17 protein-coding genes are annotated in these 20920 nt (G+C 65.9%); all 17 read right to left on the bottom strand.

What is annotated here, in order from left to right; genetic code table 11:
- Positions 1-111: 111 nt before the first annotated feature.
- The 17 genes from AB7I40_RS14050 to AB7I40_RS14130 all read right to left on the bottom strand — a co-directional run bounded on the left by AB7I40_RS14050 (position 112) and on the right by AB7I40_RS14130 (position 20910).
- The gene (locus AB7I40_RS14050) at positions 112-954 is read right to left on the bottom strand and encodes an HpcH/HpaI aldolase/citrate lyase family protein (RefSeq protein ID WP_428348035.1); all 843 of its coding nucleotides are present in this window, start codon (positions 952-954) and stop codon (positions 112-114) included.
- Positions 951-2117: an acyl-CoA dehydrogenase family protein gene (locus tag AB7I40_RS14055; RefSeq protein ID WP_428348036.1), complete on the bottom strand. Its 1167-nt coding sequence runs from the start codon at positions 2115-2117 to the stop codon at positions 951-953. The genes AB7I40_RS14050 and AB7I40_RS14055 overlap by 4 nt, the downstream gene beginning before the upstream one ends.
- A gap of 7 nt (positions 2118-2124) precedes the next feature.
- Entirely contained in the window at positions 2125-3123 is a 999-nt protein-coding gene (locus AB7I40_RS14060) for a zinc-binding dehydrogenase (RefSeq protein ID WP_428348037.1), read from the bottom strand.
- A 98-nt stretch (positions 3124-3221) separates the two neighbouring features.
- The gene (locus AB7I40_RS14065) at positions 3222-4646 is read right to left on the bottom strand and encodes an aldehyde dehydrogenase family protein (protein WP_428348038.1); all 1425 of its coding nucleotides are present in this window, start codon (positions 4644-4646) and stop codon (positions 3222-3224) included.
- Between the two features lie 5 nt (positions 4647-4651).
- Positions 4652-5887 carry a thiolase family protein gene (locus AB7I40_RS14070; RefSeq protein ID WP_428348039.1) on the bottom strand — a complete coding sequence of 412 codons (1236 nt, stop codon included), beginning with the start codon at positions 5885-5887 and terminating at the stop codon, positions 4652-4654.
- Between the two features lie 183 nt (positions 5888-6070).
- Positions 6071-7303, bottom strand: coding sequence for a PucR family transcriptional regulator (locus AB7I40_RS14075; protein WP_428348040.1), 1233 nt, complete (start codon positions 7301-7303; stop codon positions 6071-6073).
- A 105-nt stretch (positions 7304-7408) separates the two neighbouring features.
- Positions 7409-8452, bottom strand: coding sequence for a CaiB/BaiF CoA transferase family protein (locus tag AB7I40_RS14080; protein ID WP_428348041.1), 1044 nt, complete (start codon positions 8450-8452; stop codon positions 7409-7411).
- Complete coding sequence (locus AB7I40_RS14085) at positions 8449-10056, bottom strand: AMP-binding protein (protein WP_428348042.1); 1608 nt, start codon at positions 10054-10056, stop codon at positions 8449-8451. Before AB7I40_RS14085 ends, AB7I40_RS14080 begins: the two co-directional genes overlap by 4 nt.
- 44 nt (positions 10057-10100) lie before the next feature.
- Positions 10101-11573, bottom strand: a complete 1473-nt coding sequence (locus tag AB7I40_RS14090) for an aldehyde dehydrogenase (RefSeq protein WP_428348043.1) — start codon at positions 11571-11573, stop codon at positions 10101-10103.
- A gap of 40 nt (positions 11574-11613) precedes the next feature.
- A complete protein-coding gene (locus AB7I40_RS14095; protein ID WP_428348044.1) occupies positions 11614-12660 on the bottom strand; it encodes an ABC transporter permease in 1047 nt (348 codons plus the stop codon).
- Positions 12657-14183 (bottom strand): sugar ABC transporter ATP-binding protein, encoded by a 1527-nt coding sequence (locus tag AB7I40_RS14100; RefSeq protein WP_428348045.1) that lies wholly within the window; start codon positions 14181-14183, stop codon positions 12657-12659. The genes AB7I40_RS14095 and AB7I40_RS14100 overlap by 4 nt, the downstream gene beginning before the upstream one ends.
- Positions 14184-14221: 38 nt before the next feature.
- A complete protein-coding gene (locus tag AB7I40_RS14105) occupies positions 14222-15247 on the bottom strand; it encodes a sugar ABC transporter substrate-binding protein (protein ID WP_428348046.1) in 1026 nt (341 codons plus the stop codon).
- A gap of 268 nt (positions 15248-15515) precedes the next feature.
- Positions 15516-16823, bottom strand: coding sequence for an NDMA-dependent alcohol dehydrogenase (locus AB7I40_RS14110; protein WP_428348047.1), 1308 nt, complete (start codon positions 16821-16823; stop codon positions 15516-15518).
- A gap of 499 nt (positions 16824-17322) precedes the next feature.
- Entirely contained in the window at positions 17323-17706 is a 384-nt protein-coding gene (locus AB7I40_RS14115) for a helix-turn-helix domain-containing protein (protein WP_428348048.1), read from the bottom strand.
- Positions 17707-17870: 164 nt separating this feature from the next.
- Positions 17871-18845, bottom strand: a complete 975-nt coding sequence (gene lipA / locus AB7I40_RS14120) for a lipoyl synthase (protein WP_428348049.1) — start codon at positions 18843-18845, stop codon at positions 17871-17873.
- A complete protein-coding gene (locus AB7I40_RS14125) occupies positions 18845-19945 on the bottom strand; it encodes an LLM class flavin-dependent oxidoreductase (protein WP_428348050.1) in 1101 nt (366 codons plus the stop codon). Before AB7I40_RS14125 ends, lipA begins: the two co-directional genes overlap by 1 nt.
- A gap of 35 nt (positions 19946-19980) precedes the next feature.
- Positions 19981-20910, bottom strand: coding sequence for a PDR/VanB family oxidoreductase (locus AB7I40_RS14130; RefSeq protein WP_428348051.1), 930 nt, complete (start codon positions 20908-20910; stop codon positions 19981-19983).
- Positions 20911-20920 lie beyond the last annotated feature (10 nt).

The raw sequence follows: 20920 nt of genomic DNA on the forward strand, positions 1-20920 counted from the left end.
GCCACAAGAGCGGCAGACCTGCGTCGAGGTCGGGCGTATCGACACCGAGAAGGCCGCTGAGGGCCAGGGCAGGTCCGGCAGTCACGACGTCGTGACGCTCCACTGCGGTCGTCAAACCGACGCCTCGGCCAAAGTGAGCAGGCGCTGGACGCGCAGCAGCACGGGGCGGTCCACGAACTGGCCGTCCACCACCCAAGTTCCCGAGGGGACCTCCCCGCCTCCTGTGTTCAAGCCACCAATCGCCTCTGCCACACGTGTGGCCCATCGGAGTTGCTCTGGCGTGGGCGCGAACGCGTCGTGCACGACCGGTACTTGCAATGGGTGCACGCACAGCTTCCCGCCGAACCCCAGCCCGACAGCTCGACGAGCGGACGCGGCGGTCGTGGCCGGGTCGCGGACATCGAGGGTCACCCCGTCGATCGGTGCTGGAAGACCGCTCGCGCGCGCAGCGAGCACGACTCGCGAACGGCCGTACAGCAACGCGTCCCCGGTCTCCTCGACCTCGAGATCGGCGGCCAGGTCGACCGCACCGAACGCCAATGCGACGACGTCCGGGTGCGCGGCGGTCGTGGACACGTCGACGATGCCGACTGCCGTCTCCACCAGGGCAAGGATCGGCACCCCGTGCCGACTGCGATCGGCCGCCTCTGCCACGCTCGACGCGGTCGCCTTGGGTAGCACCAGCCCGCGGAGCCCCGGCAGGTCGAGCACTGCATCGAGATCCGCGGCATGCCAAGCCGTGCCCACGGCGTTCACCCGCACCCAAGCGGCGCCGGACGCCAGCAGCCAGGTCACCACCTCGTGGCGCGCGGCCTCCTTCTCCGGCACGGCGACGGCGTCCTCGAGGTCGATGATGACCTGGTGCGCGCCAGAGGCGACCGCCTTGGCGTAACGGTCGGGCCGATCTCCGGGGACGAACAGCCAGGACAGCGAGGCCCCCCACGGCTTTGTCATGTGCGGTCGCCGAGGCGGGAGCGCTCGACCAGCCCGCGTGCGATCACGTTGCGCTGAATCTCGTTGGTGCCCTCGCCGACGATCATCAATGGCGCATCCCGGAAGTATCGCTCCACGTCGAACTCGGTGGAGTAGCCGTAGCCTCCGTGGACGCGGACCGCGTCCAGTGCCACCTTCATCGCGGTCTCCGACGCGAACAACTTGGCCATGCCCGCCTCCAGATCGGCGCGCTCCCCGGAGTCGTATCGACGGGCCGCGTATTGCACCAGTTGGCGGGCGGCAGTCAGTTGGGTAGCCATGTCAGCAAGGAGGTTGCCGATCGATTGGTGCTGCCAGATCGGCTTTCCGAACGATTCGCGCTCCTGGGCGTATCGCAAGGAGTCCTCGAGTGCGGCCCGGGCCACACCAAGCGCGCGCGAGGCAACTTGGATCCTGCCGATCTCGAGACCGCGCATCATCTGCGCGAAGCCGTGCCCCTCGTCCTTGCCCAACAGGGTGGAGCGAGGCACCCGGAAGTCGTCAAAGAATAGCTCGCAACTCTCCACGCCTTTGTACCCCAGCTTGGGCAGATCCCTGGAGATCTCGAAACCGGGACCGGGTTCGACCAGGAGGATGCTGATCCCGCGATGGGCCGGCGTCGCTGCGGAATCGGTGCGACACAACAGTGCGACCAGATGAGAGTGCCGGGCGTTGGTGATCCAGGTCTTGGCTCCGTTGACGAGGTAGTCCTCCCCGTCCACCCGGGCTGCGGTGCGCAGGGCTTGCAAGTCACTGCCTCCCCCGGGCTCAGTCAGTGCCATCGTGGCGCGGATTTCGCCGGTGGCCATGCGCGGCAGATAGCGCTCCTGCTGCTCGTCGGTCCCAAAGCCAACGAGCAGTTTGGCGACCACGCTGTGTCCACCCATGGCGCCTGCCAGGCTCATCCAGCCTCGAGCGACCTCCTCGGTCACCGCTGCGTAGCAAGAGGCCGTCACCCCCGCGTCGTGCCACGGCTCAGGCACCGCCAGCCCGAACATCCCCAATTGCTTCATCTGCTCGATGAGCGCCTCCGGGTAGACGTTGGCATGCTCCAACTCGTGCACTACGGGCTTGACCTCGCGGTTCACCCATTCCCTGACGAGCCCGACGATCTCGGTCTCCTCGGCGTTCAGCTCATAGCTCATCCTCGGGTCACCCGATCTCGATGATGGTGCGGACCCCGTCGCCCTGTTTCATCCGCTCAAACGCTGCGCCAAGGTCGGCGAGCCCCTCACGGTGTGTGATCAAGGGGCTCAGGTCAAGCCGCCCAGCGCGAACGAGCGAGGCGAGCACTGGTACGTCCCGCTCAGGGTCGCTGGACCCGAAGACCGAGCTGGTGAGAGTCCGGGCGTAGTGGTAAAGCTCCATGGCAGAGAACGTCACCTCATCAGTGGTGCGGCCAACTCCGACGACAGTGCATTGACCACCTCGACGCGTTGACGACCAGGCCGCTCGGATCGTCGCTGGCTTGCCGACACACTCAAAGGCGTGGTCGACGCCGCGCCTCTCGGTCAGCGCCCGCACGGACCGGGCCAGCGTCTCGTCGTACAGCAGGAAGTCCGTGGCACCCATGGCGCGGGCGACTTCCTCCTTCGTCGCGCTGACGTCGACCGCGATGATCCGGTCTGCCCCGGCCACTGAGGCCGCGGCGACAGCCGACAGCCCTATTCCACCAAGTCCGACGACCAGGACGTGGTCGCCGGTGCGAACCGACGCGGTGTTGCGGACTGCTCCGGCGCCGGTGAGGACCGCGCAGCCCATCACGGCTCCGACGTCCAATCCGATCCCGTCGGGCAATGGCACCACACCGTCTCTGTGCACAATTGCTTCCTCGGCGAACGCACCGACGCCCAGAGACACGTGCAGCGGGGTTCCGTCCGCCAGCGTCCCTGAGGGCCGGCTGACGACCCCTTCCACCCGGCGACACAGCCACGGCTGGGAATGCAGGCAGAACCAACAGGTGCGGCACGGGGCAGCCCAGTTGAGCACGACGGGCATGCCGACCGACAGGTCCGATACCTCGCTACCGACCGCAGCAACCAGGCCGGAGGCCTCGTGTCCCAGGACGAGAGGAAACTCGGGCACGATGGTCCCGTTGACCATCGACAGGTCGGAGTGGCACACCCCGGCTGCGCGTATCTCGACCCGCACGTCTCTAGGGCCGAGGTCCGGCAGTACAACGTCGACCAAATCGGGTGGGGTGTCGACGGCGAAGGCGACCATTGCTTTGACCACAGTTCCGGTTCCTCTCAGATCTGGATGGATTTGAGCTCGAGGTAGTCCTCGAGTCCGTAAGGCCCCATCTCCCGGCCGAGGCCGGAGCGCTTGTAGCCACCGAACGGTGCAAGCGGGTTGTACGCCGCACCGTTGATGTCGACGGTGCCGGTGCGCATCCGGCGGGCCACGGCGAAGGCGCGGTTCTGGTCGGCGGACCAGACCGCGCCGTGCAGGCCGTAGTCGGAGTCGTTGGCGATCCGCACTGCGTCGTCGTCGCCGTCGTGCGCGATGATGCTGAGAACCGGCCCGAAGATCTCCTCCTGGGCGATTCGGGCCGCTGGGTCGACCGACCCGAACACGGTCGGCCGGACGTAGAAACCGCAGTCGAGACCCTCGGGCTGCTCGGCGCCACCTGTGATCAGCTCGGCACCGTCGTCGACTCCGGCTGCGATGTACGACCGGACGATGTCTCGCTGCATGCGGCTGGCGAGCGGACCGAGCCTTGTCCGGGCGTCACGTGGGTCGCCCGGGGAGAAGGCCTCGGCGTAGGTCCGTGCGAGGGCGCAGGCCTCGGCGTGCCGCGAACGGGGCACCAACAGTCGGGTCCAGGCCGCGCAGGTCTGGCCATTGTTGAGGAAGGCGTTGGCGATGCCGACCTTCACGGCGAGGCTCAGGTCGGCGTCGTCGAGAACGACGTTCGCCGACTTCCCGCCGAGCTCGAGCGTGACCCTCTTGACAGTCTCCGCCGCCAGCGCGGCCACCCGGGTCCCGGCCCGCATCGACCCGGTGAACGAGACAGCATCCACCCGGGGGTGCCGCGACAAGGCCTCTCCGACCACCGGCCCGGTCCCACTCACCAGGTTGAACACGCCGGCAGGTAGCCCAACCTCGTCAACCGCCTCGGCCAACATCCACGCCGTGAGCGGCGCCACCTCGCTCGGCTTGAGAACCAGGGTGCACCCTGCCGCCAACGCGGGCGCCAGTTTCGCCACCACCTGGTGCAGCGGGTAGTTCCAAGGCGTGATTGCCGCGACCACTCCCACCGGTTCGCGCAGGACCATCGTGTTCCCGATCTTCTCCTCGGGGCGCCCCTGCTCGAGCTGGTCGGCGTATGCGTTGAGCACCGTCACCGGCAAGACTGCCTGGATCCGCTGGCTGGTCCGTATCGGCGTTCCCACCTCATCCGTGATGGATTGAGCGAGCGCTTCGTTGTGCCTTTCGAGCACCCCGGCCAGCGCGCGCAGCAGGGCGGCTCGCTGCTGCGGTGATGTCTCGGACCAGGTCGGAAACGCCTCCGCGGCGGCGGAGACAGCCGCGTCCACATCAGCTTCATCGCCAGCGGGTACAGCACTCATCGCCAGCTCTGTCGCAGCGTTGACGACCTCGATTGCTTCGTGGCCGTGGGGGGCGCGCCACTCTCCGCCCAGATACAGCAGGTCGTGCTTTGGCTGGGTCACCGTCATCACCGTCCGCCAAGGATCGTGACGCACGTCGAAGCGTCCTCGATTCCGTAGAAGCCACCGCCACCTTGGCTGATCGACCAGCGGGCACCCTCTACCTGCATTGGACCGGCCTCCCCCCGCAACTGTCGGACCAGTTCGTAGGTCTTCGCGAGCCCCGTCGCTGCGATGGGGTGGCCCTTGGAGACCAACCCACCCGACAGGTTCACCGGTATGCGGCCTCCGATCGCCGTGTCACCCCGCTCAGCCGCGACCCCTCCCTCGCCGCGCGGCACCAGGCCCAGGTTCTCGGTCTGCAGCACCTCGCCGAAGCTCGTTGCGTCATGCACCTCGGCAACATCGATGTCCTCCGGCCCAATGCCTGCTCTTGCATAAGCACGCGCAGCGGTCTTCACTGTCAGGTGCCCATTCAGGTCGAGCGGGTCGCGGTCGGATCCGCTGCCCAACTCGATCGCGCGGATCGGTACCGCCCGGCGTGCGTCCATGCTCCCCAGAACTTCGTCGCTGCAGATGAGCACCGCAGCCGCGCCGTCGGTCATTGGCGCGCACATCGGAAGTGTGATTGGCCACGAGATGGTTGGCGCGGCAAGCACCTCCTCGATGGAGAACGCCCGCTGGTACTGGGCCTTGGGGTTGTGGACGCTGTGTTGGTGGTCCTTGGCAGCAACGGCGGCCAATTGTCGGGCGGTGAGTCCGTACTCGCGCATGTGGGACTTTGCCAGTGCGCCGTAGACGTCCATGAACAGGCTCTTCTGCTCCGGGGCGGGCTCGCGGACATCTGTGGGAGTGGCCACACCTGTTCCGAGCGCGGTCAGCCCAGCCATGGTGGCGTCGACAGCAGTGACGTCCCAGGCACCGTTGAACCACTCGAGCGCTCCAGGCTTGTTGGCCGTCATTCGCTCGACTCCGACGACGAGGACGACGTCGGCCAGCCCGGCACGGACGTGGGCGTCCGCCAGCATCAGGGCCGTGTCGCCACTCGCGCATGCGTTCTCCACGTTGAACACCGGCCACTCCTGAAGACCGAGCGGACGCAGGGCAATCTGACCGGCGACCGCGTGCTGCCCCTCGAGGGCGCCCTGCATGGTGCAGGAGAAGAAGGTGGCCCGGATCGCGTCCAGGGTGAGTCCCGCGTCCTTGAGCACGCCGGTCACCACCTCCTCGACCAGCTGCTTGACCGAGGTGGATGGATGACGACCGAACTCGGTCATCGAGACCCCCATGATGTGTGCGGGCATGGCTCCCTATCATTCGCTCACCCGCGACGAGCGGGGCCGAGGTATGAGTGACTCAGCGCTCGCCACGCTAGGTCCAGTAGGGAGGTCTGCTCGTTGTCCTGCTGGCAGATCCCCATGCTCGAAAGTTGTCGTTTTCACAACCACCGACGGACCGAGTCCGGCGCGCCAAGGGCCAGGGGCCAGTCAGTCGCGCTGCGCGTCGTGCGGACTCGTGGGAGCGTCGACAAGGGCACCGGCTTCGATCGCCCACCAGAGTTCAGCCAGGCAGCGCGGACTGTCGAGATCCACGCCGACGAGCTGCTCGAATCGACGCAGTCGGTAGCGCAGCGTATTCGGGTGGATCCCCAGCAGCCGTGCGGTTCGAGCCGGGTTGCGGTCGTGGGCGAGAAAGGCGCGGACGGTCTCCTCGATCTGAGCTCCCACGTGACTCCCGGCTCTGAGGGGCCCGAAGTAGCGCTCGACCATACGCCCAGCGATCCCGGGCTCGCTTGCAATCGCGACCCGCAGGCCCAGGTCGTCTGGCCCGAAGACCCCAACAAGACCGAACCGTTCGGCTGCGTGGCTCATCTGGCTCGCGCTCTGATACGAAGCTGCGACCTGGGCAAACGGCCCGGGATGACTCACTCCGACAACACCCGTCACGTCTCCGAGTCGCGGAGGCCGAGGGACGATGCCGAGCACGACACCATCGTCAATGACCACGAGTCCCGATCGGCCGTTGTTCCGGCTCGATGACTCGAGGCGGCGACGCAAGGCCTCCGTGGTGGTGTCACCGAGCGGCATGCCCCGCAGCGCGATGTAGGCGCCATCCGGGTCCAGTCCGAACGACGCGGCGAACTCACGGCGCTGACCGGCATCGACCGACCCGCGGAGGAGACCACGCACCAGGTGCAGCTTGCGTTCCTCGTCAAATCTCTCCCGCGTCAGTTCGAACGCGCGACGCACCAGGAAGATCTGAGAGGAACAGGCATCAGCGGTCTCCCAGAGGAGCTTGGTGGCCTTGAGCATGGTGGCTGGAGCAACGGCTTCGGCACCGCCCAACTCCAAGCACCCATCGCGGATGACACTGTGACACAGCCGGTAGCCATCCATCATCTCGCCAACGGCCATGCCTTGCTCAGCGCGCTCGCGCCCGACCCACGCCTCATCTACCTCATCGGGACTGGGGGCCTTGCCATCGACCATGGTCTTTGCCGCTCGCCTGACGTTGCGCAACGCCGAGGGCATGAGCGACTCGTCCGGGATGAGCTTGGTGTCCTGCCTGTAGACGACGAACCGCTCGCGCAGTGCGGTCACCTGACGCCCCACGAGGTCCTCAGAGTGTTCGGTGAGTAGACGCGCCACCTCGGCGAGGCCGAGATCCTCCCTGGTGTCGTGCTGCTCGGTCGCACCAGCAGCCGCGTAACTGCCCTTCACGTTGTGCCACCTTCCCGTACTCCCCGAGTCGGAACCGAACCAGTCTGGCGTCCGCCGAGTCGTGCTTTGTGAATGTAGTCACACCACCCCGACTTGGGAAGCCCGTCACGCCCTAGCTGGGTCCGCGGGGGTATCCACATCGGACAAGAAACGAGGGGCCGACGCTGGAAGCACTATCCCGTCGCGTTCCACGAACGCGGTCCTGGCCCTGGCGTGCGCATGTGCGGATGCCTCGAGCAGGTCTAGGACGGGGGTCATGCAGGCATCGATACCGTCGAAGGCCGACACCCACTCATCACGGGTGCGGGTGCCGAAGATCGCCGCCATGCGAGCAGACCTCGCGGGCCACGCACCTGAGTCCTCTTGAGGGTAGGCCTCTTGCTCGGTCATCCCCAACGTGCTCACAAGCGCGGCGTAGAAGTGCGCCTCGACGGCCCCCACTGAGATGTACCGGTGGTCCTTTGTCTCGTACACCTGGACGTACGGGGCGCCGCCGTCCCAAGCGTTCGTGCCTCGCGCCAGGCTCCACTCACCGCGCGCAACCATGGCGTGGAACGGCGTCATCAGCAGCGAGGCGCCATCGACCATCGCCGCGTCCACCACGTCTCCTTTCCCCGTGGCCGCCGAACGGCGCAGGGCAGCCAGCACCCCGAATGCGAGGAGCATCCCGCCGCCGGCGTAGTCAGCGATCAGGTTGAGAGGAAGCGTCGGGGGCCTGTCCACCGAACCGACGTGAGCCAAGACTCCAGCCATGGAGATGAAGTTGATGTCATGCCCTGCCACAGCAGCAAGTGGGCCGACCTGTCCGTAACCAGTCATCCGGCCGTAGACGAGGGCTGGCGCCACGGCATGACAGTCCTTCGGTCCCAGGCCCATGCGCTCGGTCACTCCCGGGCGAAAACCTTCGAGCAGAATGTCGTGCCCACGCACGAGCGCGAGGACGTGGTCACGGCCTCCTGGCGACTTCAAGTCCAACTCCGAGGCCACCTTGCCGCGCCGAAGCGGGTCGTCGCGGACCGCGGCGGGGGTCCCCGGACGGTCCGCCACCAGTACGTCCGCGCCGAGGTCGGCGAGCATCATCCCCGCAAACGGGACGGCCCCCAGACCCCCCAGTTCGAGAACCTTCAAACCGGACAGCGGCCCGGTCATCCCGCCACCCCGTCGATCTCAACGACGATGTCTGTCCGAAGCGCGCGGCCCAGGTCGACCGTTGCCGCAGTTACTCCCGCAGCACGCAACTCCGCCTTAAGTACCTTCTGCGAGGACGTGCGGGGCAAGTGGTCCCGCACCTCCAGATAACGTGGCACCGCGAAGTAGGGCAATCGCTGTCGGCAGTGCCGAGCCAGAGCATCCACGTCGATCGCAGCGCCGTCGGCGGCCACGACGCACGCCATCACCTCGTCCTCGGCAAGGGCGGACGCCACCGCAAACACAGCTGCCTCACCGACGTTGGGGTGTGCTTCGAGCACGGCCTCCACCTCGAACGACGAAACATTCTCTCCTGACCTTCGAATCGCGTCTTTGCTGCGGTCACGGAAGTAGAACCAACCCTCTCGGTCCTGGACCACGAGGTCCGCTGTGTGCAACCAAAGGTTCTGCCAAGCAGCGACTGTCGCGTCTGGATTGCCCCAGTAGCCCAGTGACGTTGTCCACGGGCTTCGTGGGCGCACCACCAGCTCCCCCTGGACGCCCGGTGACACGGGCTCGTCGTGCTCGTCGACGACCTGGCACTCCCAGTCGGGCAAGGCTCGACCGCACGAGCCGGGTGGGAACGGTTCACCAGCAACGACCCCGATCGGCATACCGACGTCGGTGAGCGCGTAGAACGTCCGCACCTTCGCACCGAATCGCGCTGTGAACGTTTCGGGGTCCAATGGCGCCGGAACGACCAAGGCTCGGCTGAGTGCATGGTCCCGGTCGTCTCCCTGACTTGGGCGGCCGACCAGCACCGGGGCCATGATGCCCAGCATGCTGGTCACCGTCGCCCCGGTGTGGCGGACGCGGTGCCAGAATGCTGAAGCACTGAAGCGCTCATCGACGATGGTGTGTGCGCCCACCATCAAGGCTGGCAGCAACGTGACGAACAGCCCATTGGCATGGAAGAGCGGCAGCGTCACGTAGACGATGTCGTCGTCGTTGTACTCCGCAACCAGGTGCGCACCACGCGCGAGCGAGAGCACTGCGCGCTCGGTCCACACGACGCCTTTGGAGGGGCCGGTGGTCCCGGAGGTGAAGAGGATCGCGGCGGGCTGGGAGGGTGTGAGCTCGTGCGAGGTCGTCGTGATGGGTCGGTTGAGACTCGGCCACCCCGTGACGTTGTTCCCATCCTCGTCGCCCACACCATCCACCAGCACGATGCGAGCGTCGGACGCGGAAGTCTGTGCAAGCTCAAGCCTGAGCTGCGGCCACAGCCCCTTCTCGACCACGACGAGCGAGGGCTCGGCGACCTGCACCATGTGTCGCAGGATGTCTCCTCTCATGCTCGTATTGACCGGAACCAACACCGCCCCGATCCGGAGACAGGCCAGCCAGGTCAGGACGATCTCGGGCCGATTCCCCACCATGACGAGCACCCGATCGCCGGGGCGCACTCCCGCGGCCTCGAGCCCGGCAGCGACCCCGAGTGCTCCGGTTCGGAGAGCAGCCCGGGACCACCCGGGCGCTGTCCCGAAGGTGAGGGTGAGTCGGTCAGGGTCTTGAGCGACGAGCTGGTCCAGCTGGTGCCAGATCCCGGATGGGGGGACGTGCAGCATGTTCACTTCCTGGAGGTGGGATGCGGCAGGACGGCGCGGGCGGCTCAGAGCTGATCAGCGCTCGCCATGATCGACTTCCATTCGAAGTAGTGCTCAAGACCCTGGGGGCCGAGCTCGCGACCGATCCCGCTGTCCTTGTAACCGCCGAAGGGCGCGTCCATGTCGAGGATCCAGTAGTTGACCCCGATGTTGCCCGCCCTGATTCGGCGCGCCATGTCGATGCCCTTCTGCTCGTCCGCCGTCCAGAGTGACCCGCCGAGACCGTAGTTGCTGTCGTTGGCCATCTCGACCGCTTCGTCCTCGGTGTCGTACGGGGTGATCGACATGACGGGGCCGAAGACCTCCTCCCGGGAGAGACGGTCGCTCGGCTTCACATCCGCGAAGACCGTGGCGGAGACGAACCAGCCGTCGTCAAGGCCTTTCGGTCGGCCGCCGCCGGCAACCAGCCGGGCCTCGCTGTTGTCGCGGGCGTCGTCGATGAAGCCCATCACCCGAGCAAGGTGGTGCTCGGTTGCCATCGGGCCGAGGGTGGTGGCCGGGTCGAGCGGGTCGCCTACCACCATGCTGTCGGCGTACCCAGCCACCGCGTCTACGACTTCGCGGTAGCGTGACCGCGGGGCCAACAAGCGCATCTGTGCGGTACAGGTCTGGCCGTTGTTCATGAAGGATGAGCCGGAGAGCCCAGCCAGAAGGGTCTCAACGTCCCCGTCCTCGCAGAAGATGGCAGCCGACTTGCCGCCAAGCTCGAGTGAACAGCGACGGATCAGGCGGCCGCACTCAGCTCCGATGAGGCGGCCAGCCGCGGTCGAGCCGGTGAACGCGATCTTGTCCACGCCTGGGTGCGAGACGAGGGCTGCACCGGCGTCGCGATCACCCAGCACGATGTTGAGCACACCGGCGGGCAACCCGGCCTCGGCGGCGGCTTCGGCGATCAGGTAGGAATCCAGGGCGGTGTCGGGCGCGTGCTTGAGGACCACTGTGCAGCCTGCCGCCAGGGCGGGCGCGATCTTCATCATCGCGACGGACATCGGAAAGTTCCACGGTGTGATGGCGCCGACAACTCCGACAGGCTCGCGTCGGACGATCGTCGCCCCTGAGGGGCTGGGCTGCACCGTTTCGAGAGGATCGGTCAGCACCATGTTCGCGTACATGTCGAGCAGGGCTGCGGGTGCCACGTCATTGAACGGCTGGGACAGCGTGATCGGCATCCCGTTCTCGCGGCTGACAAGATCACTGGCGACGCCCTCGTGCGCTCTCAACGCCTGGGCGAAGCGGAACATCACCTTGGCTCGTTCAGCGGGCGTCGTTCGACCCCACGGCCCCAGGTCAAAAGCGCGGCGCGCAGCTCGCACAGCTGCGTCGATGTCGTGAGCGTTGCCGAGAGCCGCAGTCCCGAGAAGGCGTCCGGTCGATGCCTCGAACTTGGGAATGCTCTCACTTCCGTTGGGCGTTGCCCACTGCCCATCGATGAAGAAGCGCGGTCGGTCCAACTCGGTTGTCGCTGCGTTGATGGTCATGTCTAGTTCCCTTCGAATGATGTGGGTGATGGACAGGTGCTCAGGACACGTCTCGGCGCAGGTAGCGCGTCGCCGTGACCGCAACGATGAGAGCGATGCCGTTGAACAGGGGCTCGATGAAGGTAGGCACACCGAGGAGGGACAGCCCCGTGATCCCGACCGCGAGCGTGAAGACGGCCACCAGCGTCCCCCAAACGTTGAAGACCCCGACCTTGATCGCCGTGGCGCCGAGGAACGCTGCCGCGAATGCGGGCAACAGGAGTGGTGGGCCGACATTGGGGTTGCCTACTCCCAGGCTCGCCGCTTGGAGGACGCCTCCGATCCCGCACAGGAACCCGGTGGCTGCGAACGTCGACAGCACCAGGCGATCAACGCCTAGTCCGGCGAGGCGCGCTGCATCGCGTGACCCCCCGAGGGCATACAGGTACCGCCCTACAGGAGTGTGCTCCAAGACGTACCAAACAGCCGTGGCGATCACCACGAGGTAGATGCCCGGCAGTGGCACACCCACCACGGACTTGCGAGCGATATCGGTGAGCGCGGGCGGCAGGCCACTGTAGATCGCCGTCGAGTCGGTATACCAAAGGACCACACCGGAGATGATGGTCGCCATACCCAAGGTCGCGATGAAAGCTGCGATCTTGACCTTCGCGACCATGAACCCGTTGATGGCACCGACCAGGGTGCAGATCGCCACACCGCACAGGATCGCCGGCACGAGGCCCAGTCCCTGCTTCGAGATGAGACCGGGCACCATGACCGCGCCGAGACCGAGGTTGGCTCCGACCGAGAGGTCGAACTCCCCGATGACCAGAGGTAGCAACACCGCGATCGAGAGCACCGCCAACACTGATTGGGTGAGCACAATCGCCCGGACATTGTCGAGCGTGGCGAAAGTGTCTGGCCGGAGCAGTGAGAAGAGCAGGCACAGACCCACGAGGATCGCTGGAAGCGCCAAGGCGGCCGCTCGGTCCCGCCGTACCCGCGTCGACCCGCTCGCAATACCCCGATTCGTCGGCGTGGCCGCCGGAGGGGCATGCGTGTCCACGGGCTCTGTCAACACACCGCGACTCGTCTCGTTGGTCATGCGACACCTGCTTCCTGGTCGGTGAGATAGACGTACTCCGCGATCCGGTCGCGGGTGAGGTCAGAGCCGGTGAGTTCCGCGCAGATTCGGCCGCTACGCAGGACAAGCACTCGGCTGCAGACCCGTGCCAGGTCCTCGAAGTCGGAGTCGATGAGCAGCACTCCGGCGCCGTCCGCGGCGGCGCGGTCGACCTCGGCGTAGATCTGTCCCTTGGCGCCGACGTCAACGCCCTGGACGGGCTCGTCGAAGACGATCACCCGTGGCCGTAACCGCATCCACTTGGCGAGCACGACCTTCTGCTGATTTCCGCCTGAGAGCTGTGCGAAGAGCTTGGCGCTGTCCCGCGGCCTGATGTCGTAAAGCTCGCTCAGTCTCTCCGCCTCTAGTCGCTCTTGACCGTGACGGAAACGCCCACGGCGGAAGAACGACCACACGTCGGGGAGGGTGATGTTGGCGGCGACCCCCATGGACAGGATCCCGCCGTCGCGCCGACGGTCCTCGGGGACGAGAACGACCCCTGCACGGATGGCATCGAGGGGCCGGCGCCACGTCACCTGGCGCCCTTCGATCTCAAGTGAACCGCCGGTCCTGACCTGGGTTCCGGCGATGAGACGGCCCAACTCGCTGCGGCCCGAGCCGAGGAGACCCGCAATTCCGAGCACCTCGCCGCGACGCAGGTCAAAAGAGATCTGAGCCACCCGGCTCCCGCAGAGTCCGTCGGCTCTCAGGACGGTCTCGGACGTGACCCTTCGGGCTGGCTGAGGAACGAGTTCGTCCATCGGGCGGCCGATCATGGTCGTGACAAGGCTTCTTTCGTCGAGGTCCGCTACGTCATAGGTGCCGACGTGACGGCCGTCGCGCAGCACCGTGACGCGCTGGGCGAGTTCGAAGATCTCGTCGAACCGGTGCGAGACATAGATGATGCCCAGTCCCCGCGCCTGAAGCCTACGAACGAAGGCGAAAAGGCGCTCGACCTCGGCGTCAGGCAGAGCGGCCGTGGGCTCGTCGAGGACCAGCACCCTGCCGCCCGAGCCGGCATCGTTCAGTCCTCGGGCGATGGCCACCAGCGTCCGGTCGGCCTGGGAGAGGTCCCCAAGGCGCGTCCGCGGGTCGACATCGATGCCGAGCTCAGATAGCAAGGAGCTTGCTCGCCGGCACTCCGCCGCCCAGTTGATGCGCCACGGTCGCCCGGCCAGAAACCCGCGCCCCAGCGCAAGGTTCTCGACAACCGTCAGACTCGGGATGAGGCCGAGGTCCTGGTGGACGAACGCAAGTCCCACATCCCGGGCCTGCCGGGAGCCGTGCCCGTCGGGAAGCCGCTCCCCTCCCACCCAGATCTCGCTCCCGGCATCGGAGGTGTGATACCCGGATAGCGACTTGATCAGGGTCGACTTGCCACAGCCGTTCTCCCCCACGAGAGCGTGCACCTCACCGGCGCGCACCTCGAAGGAGACACCCGACAGAGCGACCTGTCCGGCATAGGTCTTGCCGAGATTGCGCAGGGTTAGCGCCACGTCGTGCATCAGGTGCCTCCTCTCGTACGGCTTGGATGGGAACAGAATCAGTTGACGCCCCATAGCTCGTGGTACAGCGGACGAACGTCGATGTCTCCGTCCCAGGGACCAGTCGCCGGGGCGTTCTCCTTGACCAGCACCTTCGTGTGCACGTTCTGGTCCACTGGCTGCTCGCCTGCAAAGAGCCGGTTGAGGTTGTCAACCATCGCGTAGCCGACCCACACACCCGGGAGCCCGACGCTCGCCTTCTGGTCCGTGTCCTCGCGAATGCGGTCGAGCGAGGGTGTGTTGGAGTCGAACCCGGCGCCCCAGCGCTTTCCGTCGGCCAGCCCCGCTTGCTGCAGTCCCTGGAGAGCGAAGACGAGTGCGTCGTCGTACGGAGCCCAGAGGATGTTGAAGTCCGGGTTCTGACGTGCGGCCGCAGCCACCTTCGTCGGGACGTTGGTGCCGAGCTCGCTCACCAAGAACTGCTGCTCTGCGACGATCTTGCAGTCGCCACCGGCCTGCTGGCACTCCTTGATGAACCTGCGGTTTCCATCCTGCCTGCCGACCACATCGACAAACTCGGGGTCGGTCAACATCAGCTGGTGAACATGGCCGTCGGTCAAGGTGTAGAGCGCCTGGCCAAGGGCGTAGCCGTCATCCTCGAAGGACTTCACCGAGGGCACGATGGCGTCGTAAAGACCCGTCTCGCCGTCCGAGTTCCCACAGAAGGCACACACAGCGGCCAGACCCTTGTCTTTGGCGTTCTGGAGGGCGCCTTGGATGGTGACAGCGTCCACAGCCACTAATGCCAATCCATCAGCCCCAGCAGCGATGGCCTGCTCTACGGCCGACGAGCCCACACTGGGATCACCCTTGCCGTCGATCATCGTCACGTCCCAGCCGAGGTCCCCGGCCGCCTGCTTGGTGGCCTCCCCCATCCGCTTGCATCCCTCGGCGACCATCGGACAGGTGATGACGAAGAGCGACTTTCCGGACACCCCCTTGGGGCCGGTCGTCGGTGGCTTATAGGTCTGCTCGGCGGTGCTGGCTGCGAAGCCGGCCTTGACAGTCGCCTCGAAAGCCTCCAACTGCGAGGCATCCCCGGTTGTGACTGTGTCTGAGCCTTCTGCGTCGGAACCGCACGCAGCAGCGAGTGACATGGACATGACAACGGTTCCCAGGGCGAGCCACCGCGACATGGTCGACCTGGTCGACCGGATGGGCTTGGGCATGGTTCAGCCTTCTTTCTCGGTGATTTCCGGATAGCGCGCAGCGACGCACGTGCGCCGAACGGCTGGGGTGGTTCAGACGGACAGCCCGAGATGTCGCGTCAAGACGCGCAGGGTGAGCGCCGGGTCAGAGGGAGAAGTCGATGATTCCGCGGATGTTCTTGCCATCGCGCAGGTCTTGGTAGCCGTCGTTGATCTGGTCGAGGGTGTAGCGACGCGTGATGAGCTCATCGAGCTTGAGAAGTCCCTGGTCGTACATGCGCAGCATCTTCACGATGTCGTACTGCGGGTTGGATGAGCCAAACTGGCAGCCGCGGATAACCTTCTCGTTGAAAACCATGTCCGAGCCGGAGACGTGGATGGTGAGGAGCGCGGGATCGGCGATCGCGGTCATGACGACCGTGCCGCCTTTCCCGATGATGTTGAACGCGTTCTGGACGACCTCTTCATCGACGCTGCTCACGATGACCAAAGCTTGGTCGGCACCCTGTCCCCAGGTCATCTCGACTACTGCCTCGTGGGCTTCCTTCGCCTCGGCGAAGACGTGGGTGGCTCCGAACTGCAGAGCCGTATCGCGCTTGAACTCGACGGGATCGATGACCACGATGTGCCGGGATCCGGCGAACTTGGCACCTTGGATGGCGTTCTGACCGAGCCCTCCGGCGCCGTAGATGACGGTGGTGTCGCCAGGACGGATGTTCCCAGCGCGCACCGCGGTACCCCATCCCGCGGTAACGCCGCACCCGACGAGGACCGCCTTATCGAGCGGAAGCCACGAGTCCACCTTCACGACTGATAGCTCTGAGATGACGATGTGCTCAGAGAACGCTCCGAGCATGCACAGCGCGCCATAGTCGGTCCGTGCTTCCCCAGCGCCCGGGATGGAATGGAATCGGTAGGTTCCGTCCGGCATGGTGCCGGCGAGGATGGTGGCACCTTGGTCGCAGAGGTTCTGGTGGCCCGTCGAGCAGTAGCGGCAGTGACCGCAGCTGGGGATGTAGGAGCAAACCACATGATCACCGACGGAAACCTTGGTAACTCCTTCCCCGACCTCCTCCACGATGCCCGCGGCCTCGTGACCCCCGACGACCGGGAAACTCACGGCCAGGTCGCCGTCGATCATGTGTAGATCGGAATGGCACAGACCGGCCGCAACCATCCGCAGCCGAACCTCGAATGCCCGCGGGGGGTCGAGCTCCAGCTCCATGATCTCGAACGGCTTCTCCGGACCAGTGAGAACGGCAGCTCGCGTCTTCATGTTGGATTCCCTTCCGTCGCAGCGAGCCGGTGCGATACCGGCTTCGTCACAGTAGGGCGTGTGATGACGCTCACTAGTTGTCTCGCAGGAAGGATCACGAGATAGCTTCTTGTGCTTTTCACAACGACCGACCGTCAACCGAGTTCTCGTCCGCCCCGCGCGGGAGATCACCGGCATGCCGCACAACCGAATACCCGTCTGCGTGAGGGTGACGCCTGTGTCCAGACGTGACGCGGGAATGGTGGCTGCGTGCGAGCGCGACTACATGGCGAAGTGAGCGGGGACAAATCGGGGACACGTCGCGGGAGACGGGCGGTGACGTCCCGTGAGGTGGTGTCGTTCAGGCCCTGTTCTGACCAGCGAGAAAGAGGGTCTCACCTCACGATGACGGTTGGTCGTAGAAGACCGGGGACCAGCACGAGAGCCGGTGACAGGAGTCGAACCCGCGACATCCTCATTACAAGTCTGATTCTCCCCGCCTGGCGCTCGAATCGAGACCCATGGCTGAGCGTGAATCGTCGTTCTTCGTCGTGACTAGTGGTGGCTGGATGTGGCCCTGCGGGGACATTTCGGGGACGCGCACCCTCCGGTCCAGGCACCAGCCCGTGAACTCCTGGTTGCTCACCGAAGGGTCGATCGATGCCGAATAGGGACTAGTGCCTCGCTGGGACACGCTTCAACCCAAAGCCAGGTCGACGACCGTCGAGGTTGGTCGATCGCACACGGACACGGTGAAGAGTGGGTCCCATGCGTATCCGCCGCAGAAGACCGTCCTCACCGGGTCGGGCGACCCGAGCTTTCTCCTGACCTCCCGGATCCACCGACGAGCGGTGGGCTCGCTGCCGACCCGGTGCTCCCCGTACACCCCTGCGACCAGCTCCTCGGCGCCAACCGTCCGACCTCTCGCGAGCACCACGGTCGCGAGGACTCGAAATTCAATGGCCGACAGGGCCAACTCTCGACTACCTCGGTAGGCGAGACCTGCATTGCGACCCAAGTGGAAGGTCGAGGCGGTAGGAATGGGACAGCCGCAGGCCGTCTCACTGAGCTCGTTTGTCATCTAGACCCTCATGCCTGGCGGGCTTACTCGCGGTGAACTGGGGATGGTGGCGAACGCGACCTTGATTCGGTGCCAGTTGGCAGACTGCTGGACCTGGCGACCCGGCTGCGCAACAGCGCCGCTCTCGTGCTCGTCCTCCGATGCGGGTACGCCCGACGAACAACTCATCGAGCCCGCGGAAGCGGCATCGCAGGGCCGATACATGTGTCGCTCGGCCGCAATGCCCGGGCCTTTCGGTACAGGTGTCCGGCGCGGTAGGACGAACGGACCAGTGGGCCTGACAGTACGCCCGAGAACCCGATCTCCTCAGCCTCGGCCGCCATCTCGACGAACTCCTGCGGCTTGACCCACCGCTCGACGGGGTGGTGCCGCGCTGAGGGGCGCAGGTACTGGGTGATCGTGATCAGCTCGGTGCCGGCCTCGTGCAGGTCCCGCAGCGCCTGGGAGATCTCCTCGCGGGTCTCACCCATGCCCAGGATCAGGTTGGACTTGGTGACCAGGCCGAACGCCCTGGCCTGGGTCAGCACGTCGAGGGATCGGTCGTAGCGGAAGGCCGGGCGGATCCGCTTGAAGATCCGCGGCACGGTCTCCACGTTGTGGGCCAGCACCTCGGGTCGGGACTCGAAGACCTCGGCCAGCAGATCGGGCTTGCCGTTGAAGTCCGGGATCAGGTTCTCCACCCCGGTGCCCGGGTTGAGCTCGTGGATCTTGCGCACGGTCTCGGCGTACAACCAGGCGCCGCCATCGGGCAGGTCGTCGCGCGCGACACCGGTGATGGTGGCGTAGCGCAGCTCCATCTTCTGCACCGACTCCGCGACGCGACGCGGCTCGTCGCGGTCGAGGGGCTGCGGCTTGCCGGTGTCGATCTGACAGAAGTCGCAGCGCCGCGTGCACTGGTCGCCGCCGATGAGAAACGTGGCTTCCTTGTCCTCCCAGCACTCGAAGATGTTGGGGCAGCCGGCCGACTGGCAGACCGTGTGCAGTCCCTCGGACTTCACGAGGTTCTGCAGCGCGGTGTACTCCGGCCCCATCTTGGCCGTGGTCTTGATCCACTCCGGCTTGCGTTCGATGGGGGTCCCGGCGTTGCGGGCTTCGAGACGGAGGAGCTTGCGTTCCCCCGCCGAGATCGCGGCGGCCATCAGTTCAGCAGTCCCCGTTTGCGCAGCTCGGGCATAACCCCCTCCGCAAACCAGTAGGCTTCCTCGACGTGCGGGTATCCGCCGAGGATGAACTCGTCGACGCCGACAGCCATGTAGTCCTCCATTCGGTCAGCAATCTCGGCGTAGCTCCCGACCAAGGCCGTCCCACCGCCTCCGCGAACGAGTGAGATCCCCGCCCACAGGTTCGGAGCGATGAGCAGCTTGTCGCGGTTGCCACCGGTCAGGTCGAGCAGGCGCTGCTGCCCGACCGACCCCCGGCCACGAAGGACCGTCTGGGCGTTGGCGATCATCTCGTCGGTCACACCCTCCAGAAGGCTCTCGGCCTGTTCGAACGCCGCATCGGTCGTGGATCGGGCGACCACTTGGAACCTGATCCCAAACTTGAGTTCTCGCCCGACCTCGACTGCCTGCCTCCGCATCCAGGCAATCTTCTCCGCCACGGCTTCGACAGGTTCACCCCAAGTCAGATAGACGTCGACGTGTCGCGCCGCCACGCGGCCGGCCTGCTCGGACGAACCCCCGAAGTACACGGTGGGTGGCACCTCGGGCACGTTGCGAATGGCAGCGCCCTTGACGTTGAAGTATTCACCCTGGAAGTCGAAGGGCTCGCCCTCCCACGAGCGTCGCATGACCTCGAGGAACTCGCCCGTCTGCGCGTAACGCTGATCCTTGTCCCACCAGTCGCCATAACGGTGGGCCTCGGCATCTGCTGACCCGGTCACGATGTTCAGGACCAACCGGTTGCCAGACATGAGCTGATAGGTCGCCGCCATCTGGGCCGCCAGAACTGGAGAGAGCTGGCTCGGACGGAAGGCGACCATGAACTTGAGGTTCTCAGTTCGGGCCAGGAGCGAGGCGGTGCTCACCCATGCGTCCTCGCACTGCGAGCCGGTCGGCGTGAGAATGCTCTCGTAGCCGAGTTGATCGGCGGCCGAAGCCACGCTGCCGAGATAGTCGAGGGTCGCAGCACGGTAGGAGCCGCGGTGCTGCTTGCCGGCATTGGCCTGACCGGCGCCGTCGTCGACGAGGCGCCTCGCGTCGCCACCCGTCGGCAGGAACCAGTGGATCTTCAGGGTCATGGGAGTTTCCTCTCGTTGCAATGGGTGGAGCGGGATCACAGATCGAGGACGAGGCGGTCCCCGGATGAGCGGGAGACGCAGATGAACATCGACTTCCCGGTTGCACGCTCCTGCGGACTGAGAATCGAGTCGCGGTGGTCGGGAACACCCCCGAGCACCCTGGTCTCGCACGACCCGCACACCCCCTCGAGACAGGACTGCTGGACGGTGACACCAGCGTCTTCGAGCACGTCCACGATCGACTTGTCAGCGGGGACGTCCACCGTCAGACCGGATCGCTCGAGAGTCACGGCGAATGCGCCTTCACCACCTTCAGACAGGGGCTTCGCGCTGAACCGCTCAAGGTGCAGGGTCACCCCCGAGCAACCGGTGGCGGCCTCTTCGATGGCTGCAAGGAGTGGCTCAGGCCCACAGCAGTACACCGCCGCACCAACCGGTGCACCCCCCAGGATGTCCTCCAGCGGAAGCAGCCCGTGCTCGTCCTGAGGCAACACGCGAACTGGATCCCCCCGGCTCTCCAGTTCGTCGACGAACGCCATGCCCGCGCGGGTGCGCCCACCGTAGTAGAGCATCCACGGCAGATCTTGCCCATCGACCGCGTGGATCATCGGCAGGAAGGGGGTGATCCCGATGCCCCCAGCCACGAAGACGTACGCCGATGCGGTGACGAGTTGGAAGTTGTTCCGGGGTCCCGCGACCTCGATCCGGTCCCTCAGGTGCAGCTGGTCGTGAAGAAACTTCGAACCACCTCGACTCATGGGCTCCTTAAGCACAGCGACCTGCCACCGGCGCCTATCCTCCAAGGCACCGCAGAGCGAGTACTGACGAACCATTCCGTTCGGCAACGCCAGGTCGACGTGGCTCCCAGGTGACCATTCGGGCAACAACCCGCCGTCCTCTCGAACGAGTCCCACTGAGACCACTGCGTCGGATTCCACCCGCATGTCGCGCACCAGGAGGGCCATGGCCGCCGCA

It is taken from the genome of Nocardioides sp. (assembly GCF_050246775.1).
In the GTDB taxonomy this organism is placed as follows: domain Bacteria; phylum Actinomycetota; class Actinomycetes; order Propionibacteriales; family Nocardioidaceae; genus Nocardioides.

Excerpts from the sequence above, each read along its gene's own strand:
- AB7I40_RS14050 (WP_428348035.1), bottom strand. The coding sequence starts at position 954 with ATGACAAAGCCGTGGGGGGCCTCGCTGTCCTGGCTGTTCGTCCCCGGA.
- AB7I40_RS14055 (WP_428348036.1), bottom strand. The coding sequence starts at position 2,117 with ATGAGCTATGAGCTGAACGCCGAGGAGACCGAGATCGTCGGGCTCGTC.
- AB7I40_RS14070 (WP_428348039.1), bottom strand. The coding sequence starts at position 5,887 with ATGCCCGCACACATCATGGGGGTCTCGATGACCGAGTTCGGTCGTCAT.
- AB7I40_RS14080 (WP_428348041.1), bottom strand. The coding sequence starts at position 8,452 with ATGACCGGGCCGCTGTCCGGTTTGAAGGTTCTCGAACTGGGGGGTCTG.
- AB7I40_RS14085 (WP_428348042.1), bottom strand. The coding sequence starts at position 10,056 with ATGCTGCACGTCCCCCCATCCGGGATCTGGCACCAGCTGGACCAGCTC.
- AB7I40_RS14090 (WP_428348043.1), bottom strand. The coding sequence starts at position 11,573 with ATGACCATCAACGCAGCGACAACCGAGTTGGACCGACCGCGCTTCTTC.
- AB7I40_RS14095 (WP_428348044.1), bottom strand. The coding sequence starts at position 12,660 with ATGACCAACGAGACGAGTCGCGGTGTGTTGACAGAGCCCGTGGACACG.
- AB7I40_RS14100 (WP_428348045.1), bottom strand. The coding sequence starts at position 14,183 with ATGCACGACGTGGCGCTAACCCTGCGCAATCTCGGCAAGACCTATGCC.
- AB7I40_RS14110 (WP_428348047.1), bottom strand. The coding sequence starts at position 16,823 with ATGCCGGTGATCTCCCGCGCGGGGCGGACGAGAACTCGGTTGACGGTC.
- AB7I40_RS14115 (WP_428348048.1), bottom strand. The coding sequence starts at position 17,706 with ATGACAAACGAGCTCAGTGAGACGGCCTGCGGCTGTCCCATTCCTACC.
- lipA (WP_428348049.1), bottom strand. The coding sequence starts at position 18,845 with ATGGCCGCCGCGATCTCGGCGGGGGAACGCAAGCTCCTCCGTCTCGAA.
- AB7I40_RS14125 (WP_428348050.1), bottom strand. The coding sequence starts at position 19,945 with ATGACCCTGAAGATCCACTGGTTCCTGCCGACGGGTGGCGACGCGAGG.
- AB7I40_RS14130 (WP_428348051.1), bottom strand. The coding sequence starts at position 20,910 with ATGGCCCTCCTGGTGCGCGACATGCGGGTGGAATCCGACGCAGTGGTC.